This window comes from Pseudomonas sp. NFPP12 (assembly GCF_900103205.1).
GTDB lineage: Bacteria > Pseudomonadota > Gammaproteobacteria > Pseudomonadales > Pseudomonadaceae > Aquipseudomonas > Aquipseudomonas protegens.
In genome coordinates, this window is record NZ_FMWW01000002.1 from 1055883 (window position 1) to 1080628 (window position 24746).

Annotated in this window: 18 protein-coding genes and 1 pseudogene; 11 read left to right on the plus strand and 8 right to left on the minus strand. The window is 65.3% G+C overall.

From position 1 onward, the window contains the following. Positions 1–318: 318 nt before the first annotated feature. From BLS75_RS12630 to BLS75_RS12640, 3 genes and pseudogenes are all read left to right on the plus strand, one after another. Positions 319–1647 (plus strand): OprD family porin, encoded by a 1329-nt coding sequence (locus tag BLS75_RS12630; protein WP_011063458.1) that lies wholly within the window; start codon positions 319–321, stop codon positions 1645–1647. A 176-nt stretch (positions 1648–1823) separates the two neighbouring features. Next, positions 1824–2045 carry a hypothetical protein gene (locus tag BLS75_RS12635; protein ID WP_072450970.1) on the plus strand — a complete coding sequence of 74 codons (222 nt, stop codon included), beginning with the start codon at positions 1824–1826 and terminating at the stop codon, positions 2043–2045. Positions 2046–2374: 329 nt separating this feature from the next. After that, positions 2375–2833, plus strand: a pseudogene (locus BLS75_RS12640) (transposase). Between the two features lie 137 nt (positions 2834–2970). On the opposite strand, the gene BLS75_RS12645 reads toward BLS75_RS12640, so the two are convergent. From BLS75_RS12645 to BLS75_RS12655, 3 genes are all read right to left on the minus strand, one after another. Continuing rightward, positions 2971–6108, minus strand: coding sequence for a CusA/CzcA family heavy metal efflux RND transporter (locus tag BLS75_RS12645; protein WP_011063460.1), 3138 nt, complete (start codon positions 6106–6108; stop codon positions 2971–2973). Positions 6109–6134: 26 nt separating this feature from the next. Beyond that, positions 6135–7304 carry an efflux RND transporter periplasmic adaptor subunit gene (locus BLS75_RS12650; protein ID WP_015637025.1) on the minus strand — a complete coding sequence of 390 codons (1170 nt, stop codon included), beginning with the start codon at positions 7302–7304 and terminating at the stop codon, positions 6135–6137. Between the two features lie 200 nt (positions 7305–7504). Then, positions 7505–8755: a TolC family protein gene (locus tag BLS75_RS12655; protein ID WP_072450971.1), complete on the minus strand. Its 1251-nt coding sequence runs from the start codon at positions 8753–8755 to the stop codon at positions 7505–7507. A 386-nt stretch (positions 8756–9141) separates the two neighbouring features. Here BLS75_RS12655 and BLS75_RS12660 point away from each other — a divergent pair, with 386 nt between their 5' ends. Next, positions 9142–9816, plus strand: coding sequence for a heavy metal response regulator transcription factor (locus BLS75_RS12660; protein WP_011063463.1), 675 nt, complete (start codon positions 9142–9144; stop codon positions 9814–9816). 57 nt (positions 9817–9873) lie between these two features. Here the strand turns inward: BLS75_RS12660 and BLS75_RS12665 are convergent, their stop codons facing one another. Continuing rightward, positions 9874–10770 carry a cation diffusion facilitator family transporter gene (locus BLS75_RS12665; protein ID WP_072450972.1) on the minus strand — a complete coding sequence of 299 codons (897 nt, stop codon included), beginning with the start codon at positions 10768–10770 and terminating at the stop codon, positions 9874–9876. 248 nt (positions 10771–11018) lie between these two features. Between BLS75_RS12665 and BLS75_RS12670 the strand changes: the two genes are divergently transcribed. Further along, complete coding sequence (locus BLS75_RS12670; RefSeq protein WP_072450973.1) at positions 11019–12389, plus strand: GntT/GntP/DsdX family permease; 1371 nt, start codon at positions 11019–11021, stop codon at positions 12387–12389. 87 nt (positions 12390–12476) lie between these two features. Next, positions 12477–12893, plus strand: a complete 417-nt coding sequence (locus BLS75_RS12675) for a lysozyme inhibitor LprI family protein (RefSeq protein WP_072450974.1) — start codon at positions 12477–12479, stop codon at positions 12891–12893. Between the two features lie 72 nt (positions 12894–12965). Here BLS75_RS12675 and BLS75_RS12680 read toward each other — a convergent pair whose 3' ends face one another. Next, positions 12966–13415, minus strand: a complete 450-nt coding sequence (locus tag BLS75_RS12680; RefSeq protein WP_083533699.1) for a hypothetical protein — start codon at positions 13413–13415, stop codon at positions 12966–12968. A gap of 237 nt (positions 13416–13652) precedes the next feature. Further along, positions 13653–14981: an MFS transporter gene (locus tag BLS75_RS12685; RefSeq protein ID WP_072450976.1), complete on the minus strand. Its 1329-nt coding sequence runs from the start codon at positions 14979–14981 to the stop codon at positions 13653–13655. Positions 14982–15156: 175 nt separating this feature from the next. Here BLS75_RS12685 and panB point away from each other — a divergent pair, with 175 nt between their 5' ends. Beyond that, positions 15157–15984, plus strand: a complete 828-nt coding sequence (gene panB / locus BLS75_RS12690) for a 3-methyl-2-oxobutanoate hydroxymethyltransferase (RefSeq protein ID WP_011063469.1) — start codon at positions 15157–15159, stop codon at positions 15982–15984. Here panB and BLS75_RS12695 read toward each other — a convergent pair. Both BLS75_RS12695 and BLS75_RS12700 read right to left on the minus strand, forming a co-directional pair. Beyond that, positions 15972–17360 carry an aminotransferase-like domain-containing protein gene (locus BLS75_RS12695; RefSeq protein WP_072450977.1) on the minus strand — a complete coding sequence of 463 codons (1389 nt, stop codon included), beginning with the start codon at positions 17358–17360 and terminating at the stop codon, positions 15972–15974. The two genes, panB and BLS75_RS12695, sit on opposite strands and share 13 nt — an antisense overlap. A 4-nt stretch (positions 17361–17364) precedes the next feature. Further along, a complete protein-coding gene (locus tag BLS75_RS12700; protein WP_041774476.1) occupies positions 17365–17598 on the minus strand; it encodes a hypothetical protein in 234 nt (77 codons plus the stop codon). A gap of 115 nt (positions 17599–17713) precedes the next feature. Here BLS75_RS12700 and BLS75_RS12705 point away from each other — a divergent pair, with 115 nt between their 5' ends. The 4 genes from BLS75_RS12705 to BLS75_RS12720 all read left to right on the plus strand — a co-directional run bounded on the left by BLS75_RS12705 (position 17714) and on the right by BLS75_RS12720 (position 24645). After that, positions 17714–19132 carry a short-chain fatty acid transporter gene (locus BLS75_RS12705; protein WP_011063472.1) on the plus strand — a complete coding sequence of 473 codons (1419 nt, stop codon included), beginning with the start codon at positions 17714–17716 and terminating at the stop codon, positions 19130–19132. Between the two features lie 186 nt (positions 19133–19318). Further along, on the plus strand, positions 19319–21022 hold the full coding sequence (locus BLS75_RS12710; RefSeq protein ID WP_072450978.1) for an acid phosphatase: 1704 nt from the start codon (positions 19319–19321) through the stop codon (positions 21020–21022). Between the two features lie 192 nt (positions 21023–21214). After that, complete coding sequence (locus tag BLS75_RS12715) at positions 21215–22912, plus strand: molecular chaperone HscC (RefSeq protein WP_011063474.1); 1698 nt, start codon at positions 21215–21217, stop codon at positions 22910–22912. Positions 22913–22923: 11 nt separating this feature from the next. Beyond that, positions 22924–24645 carry a J domain-containing protein gene (locus tag BLS75_RS12720; protein ID WP_092214911.1) on the plus strand — a complete coding sequence of 574 codons (1722 nt, stop codon included), beginning with the start codon at positions 22924–22926 and terminating at the stop codon, positions 24643–24645. Positions 24646–24746: the final 101 nt, after the last annotated feature.

The following is a 24746-nucleotide window of genomic DNA, read 5'->3' on the forward strand; positions in this document are numbered from 1 at the left end:
AGTTTCCTCGTCCAGTTGACGCCAGCGAGGATAAGCAACCGACCCTGTCAGGATGATCGCGGGCAGATTACTTATCTGTAATGGGCGCTGCCGACAGCCCGCCCTACCCGGGATAACCCCCGGCCCGTCGGGGTTTTGGCCCGGGCCCTGGACGGCTTTCTTGCACAATTGTAATGACCGGGTCACCCCGCCGTTATCTGCCGTTTGCAACTATCGACAGCGACTGGGCAGGCGTTGCGACGCCTGCCGGTCGAGCCCAATAAGAACGCCTCTGGCGATATAAAAGTTGATAGCTGCCAACACTCAGGAGCGACCCCCATGCGTATCAATCCCCCCTTGTCCCTGTCCGTGCTCGCTGCGGTGCTGGGGCTCAGCCCTATGGCGGCAGTGGCCGCCGAGGAACGGCCCGAAGGCTTTGTCGAAGGCAGCCGCCTCGACCTGCTGCTGCGCAACTTCTACTTCAACCGCGACGACCGCAAGGGCCAGTCCAGCCCCACCGGCAACGGCTATTCCGAAGCCTGGGCCCAGGGCCTGATCGGCCAGTTCGAATCCGGCTTCACCCAGGGCACGGTGGGCTTTGGCCTCGATGCCTTTGCCATGTACGGCCTCAAGCTCGACTCGGGCACCGGCCGCAGCGGCGGCGGTGGCTCCTTCGGCATGCTGCCGCTGAACCACGACAACCGGCCCGCCGACAGCTACGGCAAGGCTGGGGGGGCGGTGAAAATGCGAGCCCTGGATACCGTGGTGAAAGTCGGCGATGTGTTTCCCAAGACCCCCGTGGTGCACTACGGCGACTCCCGCCTGCTGCCGGAAAGCTTTCGCGGGGTGACCCTGGAGAACACCAGCATCGACGGCCTCAACCTGCAGGGCGGGCGCCTGCATGCCATGAGCCAGCCCGACAGCAGTGGCATGCGCGATGGCTTCGCCACCTTCTACGCCGGCAAGGTGGACTCGCCCTGGGTCGGCTACTTCGGCGGCGACTACCGGCTCAATTCCAATCTCAACTTCAGCCTCTACAGCAGCCGCCTGAAGGACGCCTGGGACCAGTACTACTTCGGCGTCGCGGGCAACTACCCGCTGTCCGACCAGCTGAGCCTGTTCAGCGGCTTCAACTATTACAAGGCCGTCGATGAGGGCAAGAAACTCCTGGGCGAGTTCGACAACAACATCTGGAGCGCCAAGGTCGGCGCCACCTACGGCGCCCATACCCTGGCCCTGTCGCATCAGCGCAACAACGGCAACGACGACTTCGACTACCTGCGCCAATCGGACTCGATCTTCCTCGACAACTCGATCCAGTACAGCGACTTCAACTCGCCCAAGGAACGCTCGTGGATGGTCCGCTACGACCTCGACATGCAGCCCCTGGGCATTCCCGGCCTGTCGTTCATGACCCGTTACGCCCGCGGCAGCGGCGCCGACTACAGCCACGCCAACTCGGTGTACATGCGCCGCGATGCGGCGGGTGACCCACTGACCGACCAGCGCCGCTGGGAGCGGGATATCGAAGCCAAGTACGTGTTCCAGGGCGGCAGCCTCAAAGATCTGTCCCTGCGCATCCGCCAGGCGACCATTCGTTCGAGCCAGTTCGAATCCGATCTGGAAGAGTTCCGCCTGATCGTCGAGTACCCCCTGGCCCTGCTCTAGAGAACGGCTCCGGGCAGGCACCAGGCCTGCCCGGTGTTAAAACTTCTTCACAGACTCATGCCTTTCAGAACTGTAATATCGGCCTCACCTTCTCGTTAGGTTGGCCTTCATATACTCCCGGACACACTGGCAGCCACCGTGTTTTTCACGGCCGCCCAACGTGTCAGGAGAAGCCCATGCGCCCAACCCAACTGTTATTGATCGGCCTACTGGCCACAACCAGCTCCGCCACCTGGGCCGCTGATGGCAGCGAACGCCCACAGCAGGTCCGCGAAGCTTTCCTGGCCAGCCAGGAACAGATCCACGGCGACGCCAACCAGGAAACAGCCGCCACCAGCAGCACCGGCAAAGCCCCTCGCGATGCCTCTGCGCCTACCACGGCCGAAGAAGATATCTGACAGCGATTGCCTACCGAGCACATTCATCTCTTGAAGCGTTTTTTCTGATGCTCCTTTGGAAAGAGATGAATTTTTAGCGCCCCCTTGGGGCGCTTTTTTTTGCCCGACAATTGCCGCAGGACTGACACCTGTAGCCGCTGCCGCAGGCTGCGAACGACCGCGAAGCGGGTGCTGCTTCTGAGGATCGCTGAAGGTCCTGCGGACCTTTTCGCAGCCTCGCAGGCTCGGCAGCGGCTACAGGGACATATGTGCTAATGGGATACATCTGTTAACAGGCAAGGCCGGAGCTAGGTTGAAATGGATCAATCACGCGAAGGGAAAGCAAGGCCATGCAGGTCCTATCCAATGGTTACCGCCTGTTCAAGGGGCGGCGCTCGGAGATCGGCAGGATCTACAGCGTGACCGCCGTGACCGAACAACGGTGCCGGGTGTTCAGCGACTTTCACCTGGGGCGGCTGGTGGTCGACCAACTGAGGGAACAGCACGAAGCGGGCCTCACCCACTCACTGGCCTGGGTGGTAATGCCGGATCACATTCACTGACTGTTCCAGCTGCAGAAATGCTCGTTGGAAGAGGCCCTGTGCCGGCTCAAATCCCGTAGCGGGCGCACCATCAATCAATGCCTTAACCGACGCGGTCGGCTGTGGCAAAAGGGTTATCACGAACGCGCCATACGCCGAGAGGAAGACCTCAAGGTGATAGCGCGTTACATCATCTACAACCCGGTTCGCGCAGGGTTGGTCGAGCGCGTAGGCGACTACCCCCTGTGGGACGCCACCTGGCTTTAACCACAACGATCCATGTAGCCGCTGCCGAGCCTGCGAGGCTGCGAAAAGGTCCGCAGGACCTTCAGCGCCCCCAAGAGCGACGCCTCCTGCGCTGCCGTTCGCAGCCTGCGGCAGCGGCTACAAGAAGCGGCGCGCGATCAGTCTTCTTCCCTGCGATGCGCCCATTGGTACAGGGCAGGCAGCACCAGCAAGGTGAGGATGGTGGAGGACAGGATGCCGCCAATCACTACCGTGGCCAGGGGCCGTTGCACTTCGGCGCCGGTGCCGGTGGCCAGGGCCATGGGGATGAAGCCCAGGGAGGCCACCAGGGCGGTCATCAGTACCGGGCGCAGTCGGGTCAGGGCGCCTTCATGAATCGCCAGGGACAACGAGCGCCCTTCCTCTCGCAGGTTGCGGATAAAGGCAATCATCACCAGGCCGTTGAGCACGGCGACCCCGGACAAGGCAATGAAGCCCACCCCCGCCGAGATCGACAGCGGTATGTCCCGCAGCCACAGGGCCATGATCCCGCCGGTCAGGGCGAAGGGAATCCCGGTGAACACCAGCAGGCCATCCTTGAGGTTGTTGAACATCATGAACAGCAGCCCGAACACCAGCAGCAAGGCCACCGGCACCACCACCTGCAGGCGCTGGGAGGCTTCCTGCAATTGTTCGAACTGACCGCCCCAGGTGGTCCAGTAGCCGGCCGGGACTTTGACCTTCTCGGCAATCAGGCCCGTTGCCTCTTCGACGAAGGAGCCGATATCCCGCCCGCGCACGTTGGCGCTGACGATCACCAGGCGCTTGCCGTTTTCCCGGCTGACCTGATTGGGGCCCAGCACCAGATCGAGGCTGGCCACTTCCGACAGGGCGATGAAGCCGATCTGCCCGTTGGCCGTGCCCGCCGTCGCCGGTATGGGAATCAGCAGCCGGGACAGGCCGTCGATATCGGTGCGCAGTTGATCGGACAGGCGTACCACCATGTCGAAGCGCCGGTCGCCTTCGTACAGGGTGCCGGCCTGGCGCCCGCCCACCGCAACGGCGATGGTGTCTTGCACGTCCCCCACGTTGAGGCCGAAACGCGCGGCCTTGTCGCGGTCGATATTGATGGTCAGCACCGGCAGCCCCGAGGTCTGCTCGACCTTGACTTCCGAGGCGCCAGGCAAGCTCTGCAAGGCCGTGGCAATTTGCGTGGCGGTCTTGTTCAGCACCGCCATGTCATCGCCAAACACCTTCACCGCAACATCGCTGCGCACCCCGGAAATCAGCTCGTTGAAGCGCAGCTGGATCGGCTGCGACAGCTCGTAGGCGCTGCCCGGCACCAGGGCACTGGCACGCTGGATATCAGCGATCAGCGCCTCTCGCGACTTGTTCGGGTCCGGCCACTGGGCCTTGGGCTTGAGCATCAGGTAGCTGTCGGAAATATTCGGCGGCATCGGGTCCGAGGCGATCTCCGCGGTGCCGGTGCGGGCGAAAACCCGCTCGATCTCCGGCACTTGCGCCAGCAGGGTTTTCTCCAGGCGCTGCTGCATGTCCACCGACTGAGTGAGGCTGGTGCCGGGCACCCGCAGGGCCTGCTGGGCAAAGTCGCCTTCGCTGAGGCTGGGGATGAATTCACTGCCCATACGGCTGGCCAGCAGCGCACTGCCGGCGAGGATCAAGCCGGCCAGGGCGAAGGTCAGGCCACGCCGGGCCATCACCCAGTCCAGCACCGGGGCGTAGCCGCGCTTGGCGCTGCGCATCAGCAGGTTTTCCTCTTCCTTGACCTTGCCGGTGACGAACAGAGCGATGGCCGCCGGAACGAAGGTCACCGAGAGAATCATCGCCCCCAGCAACGCCATGACCACAGTGAAGGCCATGGGGTGGAACATTTTCCCGGCCACCCCGGTAAGGGCAAAGATCGGCAGGTACACCACCATGATGATCAACTGGCCGAAGATCAGCGCGCGCCGGGCTTCCTTGGCCGCGGCAAAGACTTCATGCAGGCGTTCGGAGCGGGTCAGCATGCGCCCGTGGTGCTGCTGGGCATGGGCCAGGCGGCGGATGGCATTCTCGACGATGACCACCGCGCCGTCGACGATGATGCCGAAGTCCAGGGCACCGAGGCTCATCAGGTTGGCGCTGACCTTGTTGCTGAACATGCCGGTGAAGGTGAACAGCATGGACAGCGGGATCACCAGGGCGGTGATCAGCGCCGCGCGGATATTGCCCAGGAACAGGAACAGAATCACGATCACCAGCAGCGCGCCCTCGAAGAGGTTCTTCTTCACCGTGGCGATAGCCTTTTCCACCAGGTTGGTGCGGTCGTACACCGTGACCGCCACCACGCCTTCGGGCAGCGAGCGGTTGATCTCCTCAAGTTTTTTCGCCACCGCCTGGGACACAGTACGGCTGTTCTCGCCGATCAGCATGAACACGGTGCCCAGCACCACTTCCCGGCCATTCTCGGTGGCCGCGCCGGTGCGCAACTCGCGGCCGATCTGCACGTCGGCCACGTTGCGCACGCGGATCGGCGTGCCGTCGCTGCTGCTGATGACGATGTTGGCGATGTCCTCGATGGACGCCAGTTGCCCCGGCGCGCGGATCAGCAACTGCTCGCCGCTGCGCTCGATGTAGCCGGCGCCGACGTTGGCGTTGTTGCGCTCCAGGGCCGTCACCAGGTCGCTCAGGGTCAGCTTGTAGGCCGCCAGGCGCTTGGGATCCGGGGCAATCTGGTACTCCTTGGCAAAGCCGCCGATGGTGTTGATCTCGGCCACGCCCTGCACGTTGCGCAGTTGCGGCTTGATGATCCAGTCCTGGATCACCCGCAGGTCGGTGGGGGTGTAGGGCGTGCCATCCTCCTTGCGGGCGCCCTCCTCGGCCTCCACGGTCCACAGGAAGATCTCCCCGAGCCCGGTGGAAATCGGCCCCATCACCGCCTCCACACCATCGGGCAATTGCTCGCGAGCCACTTGCAGGCGCTCGTTGACCAGTTGGCGGGCGAAGAACAGGTCGGTGCCGTCCTTGAAGATCACGGTTACCTGGGACAACCCCGAGCGCGACAGCGACCGGCTCTGCTGCAACCCCGGCAGGCCGGCCATGGCCGTCTCGATGGGAAAGGTGATGCGCTGTTCGGTTTCCAGGGGCGAGAACCCCGGCGCCGCGGAGTTGATCTGCACCTGGACGTTGGTGATGTCCGGCACCGCGTCGATCGGCAACTTCTGGTAGCTGGCGATGCCGACGCCGGCCATCAGCAGCACCGCCAGCAGGACGATGATGCGCTGCTCGATGGCGAATTGAATGATGCGTTCAAACATGGGAAGTCACTCTCTGATGAGGCCGATCAATGGCCGTGGTCGGCCGCGCCCTTGCCCAGTTCGGACTTGAGGGTAAAGCTGCCGCGGGCGGCTACCTGGGCCCCGGCTTCGAGGCCCTCACGGATCTCGACAAAACCGTCCTGGCTGGCCCCGGTGACCACAGGCGTGGCCTGGAACCCCTCGGCCACGCGGACGAACACCGAGGGCCGGTCTTCCACGGTCTGGATCGCCGTCTGCGGCACGCTGACCGGTGCGTCGAAGGCTTCGGTGGCCACCTGTACCGAGACGAACAGCCCCGGGCGCCAGGCGTCATTGGGGTTGGCCAGGGTCACCCGCACCGTGGCGGTGCGGGTCTGTTCCCCCAGCAGGCTGCCGACGTAGGCCACCTGGCCCTGGACCTGGGTCCCCAGCTCACTGGAGCTGACCTGCACCGGCTGGCCGACCCGGACCTTGTCCAGGTCCTTGGGAAACACACCGAAGGTGGCCCAGACCCGGGACAGGTCCGAGAGGGTGAACGCGGCGCTGGTTTCGCCCACCACTTCGCCCACGCTCAGGTGTTTTTCCACCACCACACCGTCGAACGGCGCGCGCATTTCATAGCGGTTGCCACCCACCAACTGGGCGCTGCCGCTCAGGGCATTCATCTTCTGCCGGGCATTGTTGAGGGCGATTTCCGCCTCTTGCAGGGCCTGGCGTGCCAGCAGGTAATCCTGCTCGGCGGAGATCTGGTCGACCCACAACTGGCGCTCGCGCTGGAAGGTGGTACGGGCCAGTTCCACCCGCCGCCCGGCGGCGGCCAGCTCGCTGCGCTGATCGGAGATCTGCTGGCTGGCGATCACCGCCAGCAGTTCGCCGCGCTTGACCGCCTGGCCGAGGTTGACCTGTACCGACTCCACCACACCGGCGGCCCGGGGCACGATGTGCGAGGTACGGTCCTCGTCGAAGCGGATCTCTCCCGGCAGGCTGAGTACCCGGTTGAGGCGCCGCGGACCGGCTGCGGCCAGCTCGATGCCGGCGGCCTGGATCTGTTCCGGGCTGAGTTCCAGATGGCCCTCGGGCTCCTGGGCGCCGTGCCCGGCCTCCTCGGCCTGGGGCACCGTTGCCGGGCTGGCGAACAGGCCCGGCAGCAGCAAGGCCGCCAGCCCGAGGCCGACCACTGCCGTGCTGGCCAGAACAAGGCTGCGTTTTTTATCCATGGGGACTCCTGAATCGATCGAGGGTCGGTAGCGCCAGGCGCTGCCTTACGGGGTAGAGGGAAACAGCCATTGACCAATGGCCCGATGCAGCTCATGCACGCACCAATGCGCGGGTGGGTCTTCGGGGGCTGTCGGGGGTGCGCCACTGCAGTCGCTCACCAGCAACGCGGCAAGGCACGCCAGGCCCATCAGCCAGGGTTTCACCAACGGCTGAGGTCGCCGTAGATGCGCTCGATCCGTACCCAGGCATCGGTGGTTTGCGCCACCGCGGCGAGGTACTGGGTGCGCGCGCCGATCAGGGTGCGTTGAGCATCGAGAACGTCGAGAAAGCTGAACTTGCCCATCTCGAAGCCCTGGGTGGCGCTGTCCACCGCACGCTGGGCGGCGGGCAGGATGGTCTGGTTGAAGGACTGCACCTCGCCCCGGGCGGTGTTCCACTGTTCCAGGGCCTGGCGGGTTTCGGTACGCAAGCGCAATTCGGTGGCGTTGCGCAGGTCCCGGGCCTGGTCGGCGCGGCGGGCGGCGGACAGCACGTTGCCCTGGTTGCGATTGAACAGCGGCAAAGGCATCGACAGCCCTACCAGGTTGACCCGCTCCCGGGCGCTGGCGTCGTACTGGCTGCCCACGCTGACGTCCAGGTCGGGAATGCGCTGGGCCTTCTCCAGCCCCAGGGACGCCTCGCGCTGCACCACTTCCTGCTCCGCCAGGCGCAGTTCGGTGGTTTCCGGCAGGCGGCCAAGCAACTGTGCCGGGGCCGGCAGCGCCGCCAGTGCCAGGGGCTGCTCCTGCACCCCGGCAAAGTCGCTGGTGGCCGCGCCAGTGACCATGGCCAGGCGTCGGTAGGCATTGTCCTGCTCCATCTGCCCCCGGTTCAGTTCCAGGCGCACCTCGGCCAGTTGCACCTGGGCACGGGTGGCTTCCACCGGCGAGGCCTTGCCGGCGTTGACCCGGCCCTGGGCTACCGCCACGCCCCGTTCGGCCAGGGCCAGGGAGCGCCCGGCCAGTTGGGTGCGTTCCTGGGCCCGCAGCGCCGCGTAATAGGCATCCAGAACATCCGCACGCAACTGGTTGCGACGCCGCTCCAGCTCCAGGGCCGCCAGCTCCTGACCGCGACTGGCCACGTCGATCCGTGCTCCGCGCTTGCCCCCCAGCTCCAGGGCCTGGCTGAGCTTGACCGAAGTGGTGCGCGAATCCCGGCGGGTGTCCTCGGCGTCCACCGACAGCACCGGGTTGGGGATGAGCCCGGCCTGCTGGCGGGCGCCCTGGGCGATGTCGATCTCCCAGCGTGCGGCGGCCAGTTCAGGGTTGTTGGCAAAGGCTCGGGCCAGGGCGCTGTCCAGGCTCAACAGCGGTTGCTCGACGGCGCTTGCAGATTGGCTCGCCAGGGCCAGCAACAGGGTCAGGACGCAGGTGCGTGCTGCCCGGGCAGATATTCTCGGGAAAGTCGGCATAACAAGTTCCGGCCCCTATGGAGGCAAAGTGTCTGCGAAGTTGCAGCGCACCATATCGACGCTTATCCACGGGAGTTCCGGCCGATATGAAACTGCAGCAGTTCGCCCATTGACAGGGAGAGTTTCAAGTTCGGCCAACTGTAACTTTCAGTGCTTATCAGCAGGGTGGCGCAAAGATTACAAATCCGTTAGCAAAGGCTCTGGCTCAAGGTTCTGTATTAACATCCGGCTATTCGAAGTGAACATCAAGAGCACTTTTCAAGTGCCAGCAAGCGAACTTTAAAGAACACGAATACGGCACGGGGCCGCACAACTTTCGAGCATTGGCCCGCTGATTATTCGCGTCTTTTCGTTACTGTCTCCCATCTGCCGAGAACCTCATTTTCATGCGTATTCTGGTCATCGAAGACGAACCCAAGACCGCTGACTACCTGCATCAGGGGCTGACTGAAAGTGGCTACGTGGTGGATTGCGCCAACAACGGCGCGGATGGCCTGCACCTGACTCGCCAGCATGCGTACGACCTGGTGATCCTCGACATCAACCTGCCGCACATCGACGGCTGGGGCGTGCTCGGGCAGATCCGCCAGGACAGCAGCACCCGGGTGATGATGCTCACCGCCCAGGGCCGGCTGGCGGACAAGATCCGTGGCCTGGACCTGGGCGCCGACGATTACCTGGTCAAGCCGTTCCAGTTTCCGGAGTTGCTGGCCCGGGTCCGCACCCTGATGCGCCGCAGCGAACAGGCGCCGGTGCCGGATGTGCTGCGGGTCGCCGACCTGGAGCTGGACCAGGGCCGGCACCGGGCCTTTCGCGGCAAGCAGCGCATCGACCTGACCACCAAGGAGTTCGCCCTGCTGCACCTGCTGATGCGCCAGAGCGGCGTGGTGCTGTCGCGGACCCAGATCATTTCCTTTGTCTGGGACATGAATTTCGACTGTGACACCAATGTGGTGGAAGTCTCGATCCGCCGCCTGCGGGCGAAGATCGACGACCCTTTCGAACGCAAACTGATCCACACCCTGCGCGGTGTGGGTTATGTCCTTGAAGAACGCGACTGAGGCACGGCCGTGTTCGCCGGCAAGCCGGCTCCTGCACAAGACGCAAGCACTGCTGCCTCAATGTTCATGCACCTGCTCATGAAACCCTGCCTGCTCCACCTGCAAGGTGACGTGGGCAATGTCGAAGCGCTCCTGCAGCAGCTCGGTGACCTCGGCCAGGATCGCCTGTTCATCCCGCCCTTGCAGGTGCGCCACCAGATGCGCGCTAAGCACGTTCTTGCCGCTGGTCAGGGCCCAGATATGCAGGTCGTGCACCTCGCTGATCCCCGGCACCTGGCGTATGGCCTGCTCCACCTGGTCGATGTCGACCCCGTCCGGCACCCCTTGCAGCAGCACGTTCATGCTCTCCTTGAGCAGGGTCCAGGTCCGTGGCAACACCCACAGGCCGATGGCCGCGGCCACCAGGGAATCGACCCAGCCCCAACCGGTAAACATGATCACCAACGCGGCGATGATCACCCCCAGTGAACCGAGCATGTCGCTCCACACCTCCAGGTATGCACCCTTGACGTTGAGGCTCTGGCTGCTGCCGGAGGCCAGCAGGCCCATGGAGATCAGGTTGACGATCAGCCCCAGCACCGCGATCACCAGCATTGCCGTGGACTGGATCTCGGCCGGTGCCTGCAGGCGTTGCCAGGCCTCGAACAGAATGTAGAACGCCACCACGAACAGCAGCAGGGCGTTGAACGCCGCGGCGAGGATCTCGAAGCGCGCATAACCGAAAGTACGCTTGCGGTCCGCCGGGCGCTTGGCGACCTGGATCGCCACCAGGGAGATGGCCAGCGCCAGGGTATCGGTGAGCATGTGCGCGGCATCCGACAGCAGCGCCAGGCTGCCGGTGACAAAGGCCCCGATGACCTCGGCGAGCATGAAGCTGCCGGTCAGCCCCAGGGCCATCCACAACTTGCGTTCATGCCCGGCCCGTACCTGGCCGTGACTGTGTCCTGCGCCCATGAAAGATCCTCGGTTGGCTGGTAAAGCGTGGCTCTGATGATAGTTCGATTGGCCAGGTGCCCAGGGCTGGATAAGCGAATTGTCATCTGCCGGTTATCTGCCGGTTATCCAGGTCAGGCCCATAGTTAGCCGGCTAACGAATGCACCAAAAGTGCGCATAAGCCCTCTGCGGCGGGCGCCTCGGGTATGCTCCCGAAAAAGTGAAACAAAACGTAACAGATAAAAATAGCCGATTGAGGAGTCCCGCCTTGGATGTATCGACTGCCGCCTGGATGGTCCACGACACCCGCCTGATCATCTGCTGCCTGGTGGCCATCGCCAGCATCATTGTGCTGATCAGCGCCACCAAACTGCCGCCGTTCCTGTCGATCCTGATCGGTACCTTCATTGCCGGGGTGGGCGCAGGCCTGCCGCCGGAGGAAGTGGCCAAGGCCTTCAGCAAGGGCGCCGGGGCGATTCTCGGCGAGGCCGGGATCATCATTGCCCTGGGCTCGATGCTCGGCGCATTGATGGCCGAGTCCGGCGCCGCCGACCGCATCGCCTCGACCTTGCTGGGCCTGGGCAAGGGCAAGTCGCTGCCCTGGGTCATGGCCCTGGTGGCGATGGTCATCGGCCTGCCGCTGTTCTTTGAAGTGGGGCTGGTGATGATGGTGCCGATCATTTTCGTCATGGCCCGCCGCTCGGGCCTGCCGCTGCTGAAAATCGCCATTCCGGCCCTGGCCGGGATGACCACCCTGCACGCGCTGATGCCCCCGCACCCGGGCCCGCTGATCGCCGTCAGCGCCCTGCACGCCGACCTCGGCCTGACCATGCTGCTGGGCTTGTGCCTGGCCGTGCCGGCGGTGATCCTGGCCGGCCCGCTGTATGGCAACTGGTTGTCCAAGCGCCTGCAGGTCAGCGAACCGGCGGAGCTCGGCGCGCTGTTCAGTGCTGCGCCCAAGGCCCCGCTCCAGCCGGGCTTCGGCGTGTCGCTGCTGATCATTGTGCTGCCGGTGCTGCTGATGCTCGGCAGCACCCTGGCCAAGGTCGCCATGAGCCCGGAGAACACCCTGGCCCTGACCCTGAAGTTTCTCGGCGAACCCCTGATCGCCCTGGGCCTGGCGGTGATCGCCGCGGTGATCTGCCTGGGCTGGGCCAACGGCATGGCCCGGGACCAGGTGGGCAACACCCTGCGCAAAAGCCTGGCACCGATTGCCGTGCTGCTGCTGACCATTGGCGCCGGCGGCGGGCTCAAACAGACGCTGCTGGATGCCGGGGTCAGCCAGACCATCAGCAAGGTGGCCGAAGGCGCGCACCTGCCCTATATCCTCCTGGCCTGGCTGATCGCCGTGGCCCTGCGCCAGGCCACCGGCTCGGCTACCGTGGCCACCACCACGACCGCCGGCATCCTGGCGCCGATGATGGCCGGTCTGACCGCCACCCAAAGCTCCCTGGTGGCGCTGGCCATCGGCGCCGGCTCGGTGTTCTTCTGCCACGTGAACGACGCCGGGTTCTGGATGGTGCGCGAGTATTTCGGCCTGCAACTCAAGCAGACACTCTGGGTCTGGTCGGTGCTGCAGACCATTGTTTCCGTGGTCGGGCTGGTGGGGACGCTGCTGCTCTGGCACTGGTTGCAATAACCGCTGGCCGTGGTGGGCAGGCCTGCCCTTCTGCATTGGGAATAGCGCTGTAGAATGCCCGCTTCATTCTCAGCGCAAGGGACCGACATGCCTTATCAGCCCTGGATCTTTGGCCTCGTCATCGCCGTGCTTGCAGGCGCCGCTGGTTGGCCGCCTGCCCAGGCCGCAGCGCTGGATTGCGAGCACATCAGCGTCAGCGAACAGGTCGACCGCTGCGCCCAGCAGGACAAGGAGCGGGCCGACGCCGCACTCAACCAGAGCTATCAGGCGCTGCTGGTCCGGGTGCACAACCTGTACCCCAGCAGCCTGCTGCAAGAACAGGAATACCTCGGCAAATTGAAGAACGCCCAACGCGCCTGGATCAAATACCGCGACAGCACCTGCGTGCTGGAGGCCTTCGAAGTGGAACCGGGCAAGCCGGCCCATGTGACCCTGATCAACCTCTGCGTGACCCGCCTGAGCACCGAACGCACCCGCTATCTGGAACAACTGCTGCCCGAATGACAGCAGGCCCGGGGGGCTCTTCGCCGGCAAGCCGGAGCACCTGCAGGAACGGGCTTGCCCGCGAAAGCGGCCTCAGGAGCCCGCTCGCTGCCAGAACGGTCGATGCCCCAAGCCATGCAGCAGCCCGCAGATCAGGCTGACGAGCCAGGCAAAGCCCAGCAGGCCAACACACGAGTCGCCCTGGCGCAGGCGCTGCTGGCACTCTGCCGCGCTGGAACACAGGGCGCTGCACCCGGGTTGATCGTCGCGACTACAACTGAGCAGGTACCCCCGCAGGTGGCGGAGACCCAGGGTCTGCCCCGGCAGTTGAGCGAGTGGCAGTTGGAGCCGGGTCAGTTCACGGTTCAGGCGCAAGCGCTGGCGCTCCCCGGTGTCGAGTTCCTCCACCAGCAGCGCTCCTGCCTCCACTGCGATCACCCGGGCGCGCAAGCTGTCGGGGCTGGCGCCCTCCAGGCCGTAGTCCAGTTGAGTGCAGGTCCAGGCCTGGATCAGGGCAAACACCAACCCCAGCACGAAGCTCATCAGTGCCACTTGTAACAGTGGCGCCAAGGCGGAGAAATTTCGCAAGGAACACAGCGTCGAACGAATCAAGACAGCTCCCGGAAACCCAAGCGCAGGCCGCGCGTTCCGGGAGATTAGCGGGAAAAAACCGGGGGCTGAAAGCCCTTTTTCAGCCCGGTTTCACGCGGGATCAAGAGGCGTTGTGGTGAAGGCTCTAGCTCGCCGCTTCGCTGAATCACAGCAGGCCGAAGAAAAGTCCTAGCGTTGGTCAGCCATGCAGCTTTCTCTCGCCGCCGCTGGCCCTTCCTCACCCACACGGCCGCCGAAGTAACCGGCGCTGACGACTCCCACCGCTCCCATCACTGCGCAGTAGATCACGCAGATCCAGGGGCTCCAGGGCATCAGGGCGATCAGCAGCAACGGCGTGGTACTGGCCCAGAGGGCATAGGCGATGTTGTAGGTGAAGGAGATCCCCGACACGCGAATCCGCGCCGGAAACAGGCCCACCATCACCGACGGCACCGCCCCCACCACGCCGCAGCCCAGGCCGGCGATGGCATAGGCCAGGCCGATCCAGACGCCGCCGCTGATCAGGCAGCCATAGAGCACGGCGATGCCCAGTGGCAGCAGCAGGCTATAGAGCATCACCGTGCGCCAGGCGCCGAGGCGGTCGACGATCAGCCCCGCCAGCACGCAACCGATGTTGAGAAAGACAATCCCTAGGCTGCTCAGGGCAAAAGTGTGGCTGGCGCTCATGCCGAAGCTTTTTTGCATCATGGTCGGGGTGATGACCACGAACACCACCACCGCCGAGGTCAGCACGCAGGTGAGGATCAGCGCCGGCAGGATCGCCAGCCGGTGTTCCCGTAACACGGTGCGCAGGGGCAGTTCGGCGGCGGCATCGCGCTGGTGCTGCAGCGCCACGAACACCGGGGTTTCGCTCAACCAGCGGCGCAGCCAGACGCCGATCACGCCGAACACGCCGCCCAGCAGGAAGGGATAGCGCCAGGCGTGGTCGAGGATTTCCTCGGGGCTGAAGACCCGCGCCAGCAAGGTCGCGGTCAGGGCGCCCAGCAGGTAGCCGAAGGTCAGCCCGGCCTGGAGAAAGCCCAGGGCATAACCGCGATGGGCCCGCGGCGCGTGCTCGGCGACGAACACCCAGGCGCTGGGCACTTCGCCGCCCACGGCGGCACCTTGCAGCACCCGCAGCGCCAGCAGCAGCAAGGGCGCGAAATAACCGATCTGGGCATAGGTCGGCATGATGCCGATCAGCAGGCAGGGCAGCGCCATCATCAGGATGCTCAGGCTGAAGACCTTCTTGCGCCCCAGGCGGTCGGCGAAATGGGCCATGAGGATGCCGCCCAGGGGCCGGGCCAGGTAGCCGGTGACGAAGATCCCGAAGCTCTGCAGCAGGCGCAGCCACTCGGGCATTTCCGGGGGAAAGAACAGCTGGCTCAGGGTCAGGGCGAAAAATACGAAGATGATGAAGTCGTAGATTTCCAGGGCACCGCCCAGGGCGGCCAGGCCCAGGGTCTTGTAGTCGGAGCGGGAAAAGCGCGCCGGCGACGACTCAGTGGAAGGGGTCATAAAGCAACTCGATGGCAGCACAAAGCAAAGGCGCTCATGGTCTACGCAAAAGATCCGGGGAACAACCCGTTCCCGGCCCTGGGTTGGTTTTCCGGGGTTTTCTGTACCTTGAACGGCCGCGCTCCAGGCCAATAATCGGGCACTTTCCCACCCAAGCAGAATCAGGAAAGTCGTCATGAGCAGCCATACCCGCACCCAGCGCCTGAGCGTCCCGCAACTGGTGGCCATGAAAGGCCGGCAGAAGATCGTTTCCCTCACCGCCTATACCAGCCACATGGCGCGGCTGATGGACCCCTTCGTGGATTTCATCCTGATCGGTGATTCCACCGCCATGGTCGGTTACGGGCGCACCTCGACCCTGGACATGAGCCTGGCGGAAATCATCGCCCACACCCGCGCGGTGGTGGCCGGCAGCCGCCTGGCCTGCGTGATTGCCGACATGCCCTTCGGCAGCTACCAGGAATCCCCGCAACAGGCCTACCGCAATTGCGCCGAGGTGATGGCCCGCACCGGTTGCGCCGCCCTCAAGCTGGAGGGCGGCCGGGCCCTGGCGCCCACCGTGGAGTTCCTGGTGCAGCGGGGCATTCCGGTGATGGCGCATATCGGCCTGATGCCGCAGTTCGTCAACCAGATGGGCGGGTTCAAGGCCCAGGGGCTCGACAGCGAGGCGGCCCGCAAGATCGAGGAAGATGCCCGGGCCCACCTCGAGGCCGGCGCCTTCAGCCTGTTGCTGGAAGGGGTTGCGGAGCCCCTGGCGCGGCGCATCAGCGACTTCTCGCCGATGCCGACCATTGGCATCGGCGCCTCCCCGGCCTGCGACGGCCAGGTACTGGTGACCGAAGACCTGCTGGGGCTGGGCGGGCCCCAGGTGCCGCGTTTCGTCAAGCAATACGCCGATGCCGGCGCCCTGATCAGCCAGGCCTGCGAACGCTTCGCCGCAGAGGTTCGGGAGCAGGCCTTTCCGCAGTTGCAGCATTGTTATGGGGTGGTTCAGGAGGCCTGACTCACCGCCCGCGCCAACTGCCCGAGGGCGCCCTGGATATCCTTGCTCCAGTCCAGGGTGAAGCTCAGGCGCAGGTGCTGCTGCCACAAGCCCTGCTGGCTGAAGATCGCCCCCGGGGCGATGACGATGCCGTCGGCCAGCAGGCGCTCGTAGACCCGGGTCATCGGCACCGGGCGCCTGGCTTCGACCCACAAGGTCGCGCCGCCGGCGGCAAGCGGCGCATGCAACAGCCCGCCGGCCTGCTCGTCCAGCAGTTGCTGCAACTGCTTCATCCGCTGTTGCAGCATGCCCCGCAGTTTCAGCACGTGCTGGTCTACGCGACCGGAACTCAAGAGCCGGGCCACGGCCTTCTGGCGGATCGGCGACAGGCGAAAGCGCCGCTCCAGGCACTGGCGCTGCAAGGCCGGGCCCAGGCTGCGGCTCAGCACGTAGCTCAAGGGCGCCTCGGCGCCGATGGCCTTGTCCAGGCTGGCGAACACCAGCAGGCGCTCGGGATCGGCGAAATCCCGATAGCGAGCAGCGCCGGGCACGAAGCTGAATGCTCCGTAGCTGTCGTTCTCCAGCAGCCAGATCCCCCGCTCGGCGAACCAGCGGCACAGCTGCTGCTTGTCGGCGGCGGGCATCAGGCTGCCGTGGGGGATGTTCACCGTCGAGGAGAACACCGCCAGGCGCACCGGCTCGCGCTGAAGCAGCGCTTGCACCTGCTGCAGATCGAAGCGCCCGCCGGCATCCAGGGGCAGCTCGATAATCCGCAGGCGCGCCGCCCGCAACTGGCGCAGGATCGCCCAGGAACACGGGGACTCCACCAGCACCACGCCGCCGTCCAGGTCCAGCGCCCGCAACGCCAACTCCACCACGCTGTGCAGATCGGCCCCCAGGAACACCTGGTCGGCCTGCCAGTAGTCGCGGCTGGAGCAGGTGTAGCGCCGGGCCAGTTCGCTGCGCAGCTCCTGCTCGCCCAGGGGCTGGTACAGCGGTGCCTGGTTGCGCGGGTACTGGCGGGCCAGTTCGCGCTCGGTCATCAGCAAGGGTTGCTCCAGCGACAGCAGCATCGCCGGCGCATCGCTGCACAGCGCCAGGCGCCCCGGCAGGCGGGCCTGGGCATAGAGGTTGTCGAGCAGATCCTCACCGGTCTCGGGCACGGTCGCGGCGGCCAGGGCCCGGGTGAAATAGCCCTGGCGCGGCCGCGAACAGATGCGCCCCTCGTCTTCCAGCAGGGCGTAGGCGTACTTGATGGTGGACAGGGAAACCTTCAGCCGCTGCGCCAGTTCGCGCAATGACGGCAGGCGTTGCTCCTGATCGCTGGCGGCGTTGTCGATCCACCGCGACAGGTAGCGGTAGACCGCCTGATAGGCGAAAGACGGGTGGCGCTGCACCGCTTCAGTTGCCTTTGGCCATGGCGATCGCCGCCTGGATCGCCGCGCGGGCCTGGGGGCTGTTCTTCCAGCAACTGGAACCCACCAGGGCCGAAGCCTGGGTGACGATGTGCAGGGCATCGGCGGCGGCCAGCTGGGCCAGGGAAGTGATGCCCAGTTGTTCCAGGCGAGCGACCACGGTAGAACCGACACCCTTGACCTTGAGCAGTGCGGCGCGTTCTTCGGGGGAGAATGACATGGGCGTTGAGATCCTTTGCAGTCCGTGGCAATTGCCGCATTCTTGCACAGTTCTCGGCCGCCTCTGCCTGGGGCGGCCGACCTCCTTATAAACATAAGAAATCCGAGGTACTCACGTGGCCGCTGATATTCAAGATAGCCGCTCCGCCCGCTTTGCCCTGCGCTGCTCGAACTGGGCCGAACGCTGGTTTCCCGACTCCTGGGTGTTCGCTGCGCTGGCGGTGATCATCGTTGCCCTGGCCACACTGGCCATGGGCGCCAAGCCCACCGATGCCGCCATGGCGTTTGGCGACGGCTTCTGGAGCCTGATCCCCTTCACCATGCAGATGGCCTTCGTGGTCATTGGCGGCTATGTGGTAGCCAGCTCGCCGCCGGCGGTGAAGCTGATCGACAAGCTGGCGCGCATTCCCAGGAACGGCCGCTCGGCGGTGGCCTGGGTGGCGCTGATTTCCATGGTCGCCTCCCTGCTCAACTGGGGCCTGTCCCTGGTGTTCGGTGGCCTGCTGGTGCGGGCCCTGGCCCGGCGTACCGAACTGCGCATGGACTACCGCGCCGCCGGCGCTGCCGCCTACCTGGGCCTGGGCGCGGTCTGGGCCCTGGGGCTGTCGTCTTCGGCGGCGCAGTTGCAGGCCAACCCCGGCAGCCTGCCACCGTCGATCCTGGCCATCACCGGGGTCATTCCCTTCACCCAGACCATCTTTCTCTGGCAATCCGGCGTCCTGCTGCTGGCCCTGGTGGTGGTCTCGCTGATCGTCGCCTACGCCACGGCGCCCGGCCCCGGCAGCGCCCGGGATGCCCAGGCCTGCGGGGTCGACCCGAGTTTCAGCATGCCCAAGCCGCAACCCCGGACCCGCCCTGGCGAATGGCTGGAATACAGCCCGCTGCTGACCCTTCTCCTGGCGCTGCTGGCGGCCGGCTGGCTGTATCACGAGTTCGCCACCAAACCGGCGATCACCGCGATCTCCGGGCTCAACACCTACAACTTCCTGTTCCTGATGGCCGGCGCCCTGCTGCACTGGCGCCCGCGCAGCTTCCTCGATGCCGTGGCCCGGGCAGTGCCCACCACCACCGGGGTGCTGATCCAGTTCCCGCTATACGGTTCGATCGCCGCGCTGATGACCGTGGTCAAGGGCGTGGATGGCCAGACCCTGGCCCACCACATCTCGACCTTCTTCGTGCAGATCGCTTCCCACGACACCTACGCGCTGCTGATGGGGCTGTACTCGGCGGTGCTGGGCTTCTTCATTCCTTCGGGCGGCGGCAAGTGGATCATCGAGGCGCCCTACGTGATGCAGGTGGCCAATGACCTGCAGTACCACCTGGGCTGGGCGGTACAGATCTACAACGCCGCCGAGGCCCTGCCGAACCTGATCAACCCCTTCTACATGCTGCCGCTGCTGGGGGTGCTGGGCTTGAAGGCCCGGGACCTGATCGGCTTCTCCTTTGTCCAGTTGCTGGTGCATGCGCCCCTGGTGCTGGTGCTGCTCTGGGCCCTGGGGACCACCCTGTCCTACCTGCCGCCGGTCATTCCCTGACAGAGCCACAGGCCCGCTGCACAGCGGGCCTGTGGATAACGGCCCGTCGGCCCAATCGCAGATTTATCCAGGGCCCAGACAGCCAGGCCGTGCCGCATTCCTGTAGCCTTTGCGTCATATTCGGTTGTTAACGTGCGACCGAAATACTTTGTAACGAATCCTCAGAGAGCCGAGCAAGGAGCCGACATGAGCGACGATACCGACCTGCGCGACACCCCCGAATCCGCCACCGACCAGCCTGCCGATACCAGCCGCCGCCGCTTCCTAGGCGGCGTTGCGGTTCTGGGGGTCGGCGCCACCCTGAGCGCCTGCGGCCAGCCCGGCGAGCCAGGAGGCAAACCGCCGGTGGAACGCCCCTTGTCCCCGGCCGAACTGGACAAGGCGCTGCAGGCGCAGGTGAAGAACGTAGTGGTACTGTTCGCCGAGAACCGCAGCTTCAACAACCTGTTCGCCAACTTTCCCGGGGTGGAGAAACCGCTCTCGGCCCTCAAGCCCGAAGACTTCCAGCAGCGCGACCGCGACGGCAACCTGTTGCAGAAACTGCCGCCGATCTGGGGCGGCATTCTCCAGGTGGGCCCGCAGACCCTGGACGGCATCACCTACCCGGTGGAAACCCAGTTCCAGGAAAACCTGCCCAATGCCCCCTTTGCCCTCAAGGGGCCCAGTGGCGAGGACCTGCCCCTGGGCCTGGTGACCCGCGACCTGTGGCACGTGTTCTACCAGAACCAGATGCAGATCAACGGCGGCAAGAACGACAGCTTCGTGGCCTGGGCCGACTCCGGCGCCCTGACCATGGGCCACTACGCCCAGACCCGCTACTCCCTGCGCCTGTGGGACGTGGCTCGGGAGTTCGTGCTCTGCGACAACTTCTTCCAGGGGGCATTCGGTGGCTCGTTCCTCAACCACCAGTACCTGATCAGCGCCAAGGTGCCGTTCTACCCCGATGCCGCCAACTCGGTGGCCAAGTCGCAGATCGCCACCCTGCAGGGCGACGACCCCAAGGGCACCCGCCTCAAGCCCCTGGACAAGTCCCCGGCCAGTGCCATGGACGGCGCTCCGCAGTTCGGTCCCAGCGCCCTGACCCCGGACGGTTACGCGGTCAATACCATGGCCCCGCCCTACTGGCCGACCTGGATCCGCGACCCGGAGCGCCCGGACTACGCCAAGCCGGACCTGCCCAGCGTACTGGTGCCTCAAACCCACGAACACATCGGCGACAAGCTGTCGAAAAAGAACGTCGACTGGGCCTGGTACGGCGGCGCCTGGCAGGCGACCCTGGAGCAGTTCAAGGACTCCGGCGGGATTCCCAAGATCCCCAACTTCCAGTACCACCACCAACCCTTCAACTACTTCGTGCGCCAGGGCCCGGAAAACCCCGCCGAACGGGCCAGGCGCCTGCGCGACGGCGGCCTGGGCGATGAGTCGAGCACCAACAAGTTCTTCGCCGATGCCGAGGCCGGCAAGCTGCCGGCGGTGACCTTCTACAAGCCCCAGGGCAACCTCAACCTGCACGCCGGCTATGCCGATGTGGCCGCCGGCGACCGGCATATCGACCGGGCATTGAAAGTGCTGCGGGAAAGCCCGCAGTGGAAAAACATGGTGGTGATCGTCACCGTTGACGAAAACGGCGGCTGGTGGGACCACGTGGCGCCGCCCCAGGGCGACCGCTGGGGCCCAGGCACGCGGATTCCGGCGCTGGTGGTATCGCCGTTCGCCCGCAAGGGCACGGTGGACCACACGGTGTACGACACCGCCTCGATCCTGCGGCTGATCACCCGGGTGTTCCAGTTGGAAACCCTGGACGGCATCAAGGAACGTGACCAGGCCATGATCGCCCGGGGCCAGAAGCCCATGGGCGACCTGACCAACGCCCTGCACTTCACGGCCTGACCCCGGCCGGGCCCGCAACGGGCCCACCTGCCACCGCAGAACCGAAACCCAAGCCCGGCTTCGGTTCTGCGGCACCGGCACAAATGATAGCCATATAACATCACCCACTTTACCCATCCACCCGGCGGGTAATATCCTGCGCGCCACCTATTTGTTTCATCTGTTTTCCGATTGGAAAGGGAGTTCGTCGTCATGATCGTAGGTATCGACCTGGGGACCACCAACAGCCTGGTCGCGGTCTGGCGCGAAACCGCCAGCGAGCTGGTGCCCAATGCCCTGGGCGAACTGCTGACCCCCAGCGTGGTGGGCCTGGACGACGAAGGTCGGATCCTGGTGGGGCAAGCCGCCAGGGAGCGCCTGCACACGCACCCGCAGCTCACCACGGCGCTGTTCAAGCGCTACATGGGCAGCGCCACCGAAGTGCGCCTGGGGGAACGTACCTACCGCCCCGAAGAACTCTCGGCCCTGGTGCTCAAGAGCCTCAAGGAAGACGTTGAGCGGGCCTATGGCGAACCGGTGGAGGAAGCGGTGATCAGCGTGCCAGCCTACTTCAGCGATGCCCAGCGCAAGGCCACGCGGATTGCCGGCGAACTGGCCGGGCTCAAGGTGGAAAAACTGATCAACGAACCCACCGCCGCAGCCCTGGCCTACGGCCTGCACCAGCGTGACCGGGAAACCTCGTTCCTGGTCTTCGACCTCGGTGGCGGCACCTTCGACGTGTCGATCCTGGAGCTGTTCGACGGGGTCATGGAAGTTCGAGCCAGCGCCGGCGACAACTTCCTCGGCGGCGAGGACTTCGACAACCTGCTGCTGGAACACTTCCTCGAACAGCAGGCCCAGGCCGCGGGCTTTCCCGAACGCCAGAGCGTGCTCCAGGCACTGCGCCGGGAAGCCGAGCGCGTGCGCCGCGCCCTCGGCCAGGAGCCCAGTGCCGAATTCAGCCTGCGGGTCGATGGCCGGCAATGGACCCAGACCATCACCCAGGCGCAACTGGCCAGCCTCTATGCGCCGCTGCTGGAACGCCTGCGGGCGCCCATCGAACGCGCCCTGCGCGATGCACGGATCCGCGTCAGCGACCTGGATGAAATCCTCCTGGTGGGCGGCGCCACCCGCATGCCCCTGGTGCGCAAGCTGGCGGCCGGGCTGTTCGGGCGTTTTCCCTCCATCAGCCTCGATCCCGACCAGGTGGTGGCCCAGGGCGCGGCGGTCCAGGCGGCCCTCAAGGCACGCTCGGCGGCCCTGGAAGAAGTAGTGCTGACCGACGTCTGCTCCTACACCCTGGGGATCGAGACCTCCCAGCAATACGGCAACCAGATCGAGAGCGGGCACTACCTGCCGATCATCGAGCGCAACAGCGTGGTGCCGGTAAGCCGGGTCAAGACCGTGCAGACCCTGCATGACAACCAGGAGCAGGTGCTGCTGAAGATCTTCCAGGGCGAAAGCCGCCTGGTGCGCGACAACGTCGCTCTGGGCCAGCTGGAAATGCGCGTGCCCAAGCGCCCCGCCGGCGAAGTCTCGTTGGACGTGCGCTTCACCTACGACATCAACGGCCTGCTGGAAGCTCAGGTGAGCATCCCGCTGACCGGGGAAAGCCATTCCCTGGTGATCGAAAACAACCCCGGCGTGCTGACTCCGGAAGAAATCCAGGAGCGCCTCAAGGCCCTGGCGCAATTGAAGATTCACCCCCGCGACCAGCAGGTCAACACGCTGCTCAGCGCCCGACTGGAACGCCTGTATCAGGAGAGCCTGGGGGAGTTGCGCGAACAGATCGGCTATTGGGCCGGGCAATTCCAGCAAGTGCTGGAAACCCAGGACGAGCGCAAGATCCGCGAAGTGCGCAGCCAGCTCAGTGAACAACTGCAACACCTGGAAAACGGCCACTGGCACTGAGGAGCGGCAACATGGATTGCTGGTCCCTGCTGGAGTTGCCCGAGGACGCCGACGAACGCAGCATCAAGCGCAGCTATGCCCGGCAGTTGAAGATCACCCGTCCGGACGAGGATGCCGAAGGCTTCCAGCGCCTGCGTGAAGCCTATGAGCGGGCGCTGCAACTGGCCCGCTGGCGGGAAGAGATCGCGGATGAAGTCGCGGTGATCCAGGCCGCCTCCACTAAGGCACCGCCCCCGGACAACCTGCAGGCCTGGTCGGGCCTGATAGAGATGGACGCGGCCGCCCCGCGGCCAACGCCGAGGGGCCCTTCCCAGGCCCAGCAATGGGCCAGCCTGCTTGAAGACGTCCCGCTGTCCGTCGAACCGCTGGCGGACTGGGTCCCGCCCGCCCCGCAGGATCCCCCCCCCCTACCCGCTCCAGCCACTAGCGCATTGCCGCTGCTCAAGGGGCTGAGCGTCGAGAACCTGCCAGAGCGCTGGCAACAGGCTCGGCAGCAGGGCTGCGAGGACGATTTCCTGCAGCGCCTGCTGGTGGCGTGCTGCGCCCACCCCGAGCAATATGCCGCGATCATCGGCTGGGCCGCCGAGCATCTGGACTGGCTGACACCCTGGCAACAACCGCCCATGGAGGCCTGGCAAGAGGCATTCCTGGTCAAGACGCTGTTGCAGGAATACCGCCGGACGCTGGAAGCGTTGCTGCAAGCCGGCCAGGAGCGGGCCTTCCTCGAACGCCTGACGAGCTACTGCGCACAACCCTGGCTGCGGATCTTCGATCATCGCCAGAACTGGCAGCATGAAATGCTGCAGTTGCTGCAGCAGCAAGCCTGGCAGGTACCCTTGTTCGATCGGGTATGCCAGGTGTTCGGCTGGGACGAAAGCCGTGGCAACACCCCTGAACCGGCGTGGCTCTGGCAGTCGCTGATCGAGCGCTGCCAGCAGGAGGCCTTCTATCAGGAGCTGCTGGCCAACGCCGGGGAACCCGGCGAAGCGACGCCGGACGTTGCCGCGGCTCGCCTGCTGCTGAACCCCATGCCCCGACGTCGCCAGGTCGCCCTGACCCGGCACTTCGAAGACGAACATTGGCAGGCCTGCATGGAACTGTCGCAGACCCTGGCCTCGCGTTTCCCGGCGCTGCTGGAGCGGCTGCCTCGCAGCGATGTGTTTTTCTGGCAGAACCTGATGCCGCGTCCGCAGGGCGTGGACAGCTGGATCAGGTCAGGGGTCGCCATGGGGTTGGCCCTGAGCCTGTACTTCATGGACAAGCCCCAACACAGCAAAGAACTTGCAGTGATGATGGGGCTGTTCTGTGGGGGTGTCCTGGCGATTTTCGGGCTGATCCTGCTCAACACCTGGGCCCCTGCGATCGCCCGCCTGCTGGCCATCGACCTGTGGTTGAGCGAGCGCCTGGTGCCCAAGCGCCTGAATCCGCACCAGCACTGGCTGGTGCTGCGCCACGGGGTGCCGCAAGCGGTCATGCTGGGCCTGTTCGGCTATTGGCTGGGGGCCCTGGGGATACTGGCCTACCTGGGCTTTGTGCTGATCGGCCTGCTGCATTCGCGGCGCATCGGCCAGCCGGACCCGGATTTCTGTGCCCGCAGCCCCTGGCTGGGCGCCTTGCACTGGAATCACTTCAGCCCCTGGCAGCCGATCTATCTGGTCGTCATGATCGTGGTCATCCGGGTCTGTCAGCTCCATGCCCCGGGGTTTCCCTGGACGCGCCTCATGCCTGGTTGAACCCTGCGCAGCCGGGGCAATGGATATTTTTTCACTCCCGGCTGTTTCTCCGCTCGGTGCTGTTTCAGTATGTCCTGCCCCCCCTTCGAAGGGGTTCACGC

What these genes read in the sequence shown, in the direction of transcription:
- BLS75_RS12665 (WP_072450972.1), bottom strand. Translation starts at nt 10,770, where the DNA reads ATGGGCGCAGGACACAGTCACGGCCAGGTACGGGCCGGGCATGAACGC.
- BLS75_RS12660 (WP_011063463.1), top strand. Translation starts at nt 9,142, where the DNA reads ATGCGTATTCTGGTCATCGAAGACGAACCCAAGACCGCTGACTACCTG.
- BLS75_RS12675 (WP_072450974.1), top strand. Translation starts at nt 12,477, where the DNA reads ATGCCTTATCAGCCCTGGATCTTTGGCCTCGTCATCGCCGTGCTTGCA.
- panB (WP_011063469.1), top strand. Translation starts at nt 15,157, where the DNA reads ATGAGCAGCCATACCCGCACCCAGCGCCTGAGCGTCCCGCAACTGGTG.
- BLS75_RS12700 (WP_041774476.1), bottom strand. Translation starts at nt 17,598, where the DNA reads ATGTCATTCTCCCCCGAAGAACGCGCCGCACTGCTCAAGGTCAAGGGT.
- BLS75_RS12645 (WP_011063460.1), bottom strand. Translation starts at nt 6,108, where the DNA reads ATGTTTGAACGCATCATTCAATTCGCCATCGAGCAGCGCATCATCGTC.
- BLS75_RS12635 (WP_072450970.1), top strand. Translation starts at nt 1,824, where the DNA reads ATGCGCCCAACCCAACTGTTATTGATCGGCCTACTGGCCACAACCAGC.
- BLS75_RS12715 (WP_011063474.1), top strand. Translation starts at nt 21,215, where the DNA reads ATGATCGTAGGTATCGACCTGGGGACCACCAACAGCCTGGTCGCGGTC.
- BLS75_RS12685 (WP_072450976.1), bottom strand. Translation starts at nt 14,981, where the DNA reads ATGACCCCTTCCACTGAGTCGTCGCCGGCGCGCTTTTCCCGCTCCGAC.
- BLS75_RS12720 (WP_092214911.1), top strand. Translation starts at nt 22,924, where the DNA reads ATGGATTGCTGGTCCCTGCTGGAGTTGCCCGAGGACGCCGACGAACGC.
- BLS75_RS12655 (WP_072450971.1), bottom strand. Translation starts at nt 8,755, where the DNA reads ATGCCGACTTTCCCGAGAATATCTGCCCGGGCAGCACGCACCTGCGTC.
- BLS75_RS12710 (WP_072450978.1), top strand. Translation starts at nt 19,319, where the DNA reads ATGAGCGACGATACCGACCTGCGCGACACCCCCGAATCCGCCACCGAC.
- BLS75_RS12650 (WP_015637025.1), bottom strand. Translation starts at nt 7,304, where the DNA reads ATGGATAAAAAACGCAGCCTTGTTCTGGCCAGCACGGCAGTGGTCGGC.
- BLS75_RS12630 (WP_011063458.1), top strand. Translation starts at nt 319, where the DNA reads ATGCGTATCAATCCCCCCTTGTCCCTGTCCGTGCTCGCTGCGGTGCTG.
- BLS75_RS12680 (WP_083533699.1), bottom strand. Translation starts at nt 13,415, where the DNA reads ATGAGCTTCGTGCTGGGGTTGGTGTTTGCCCTGATCCAGGCCTGGACC.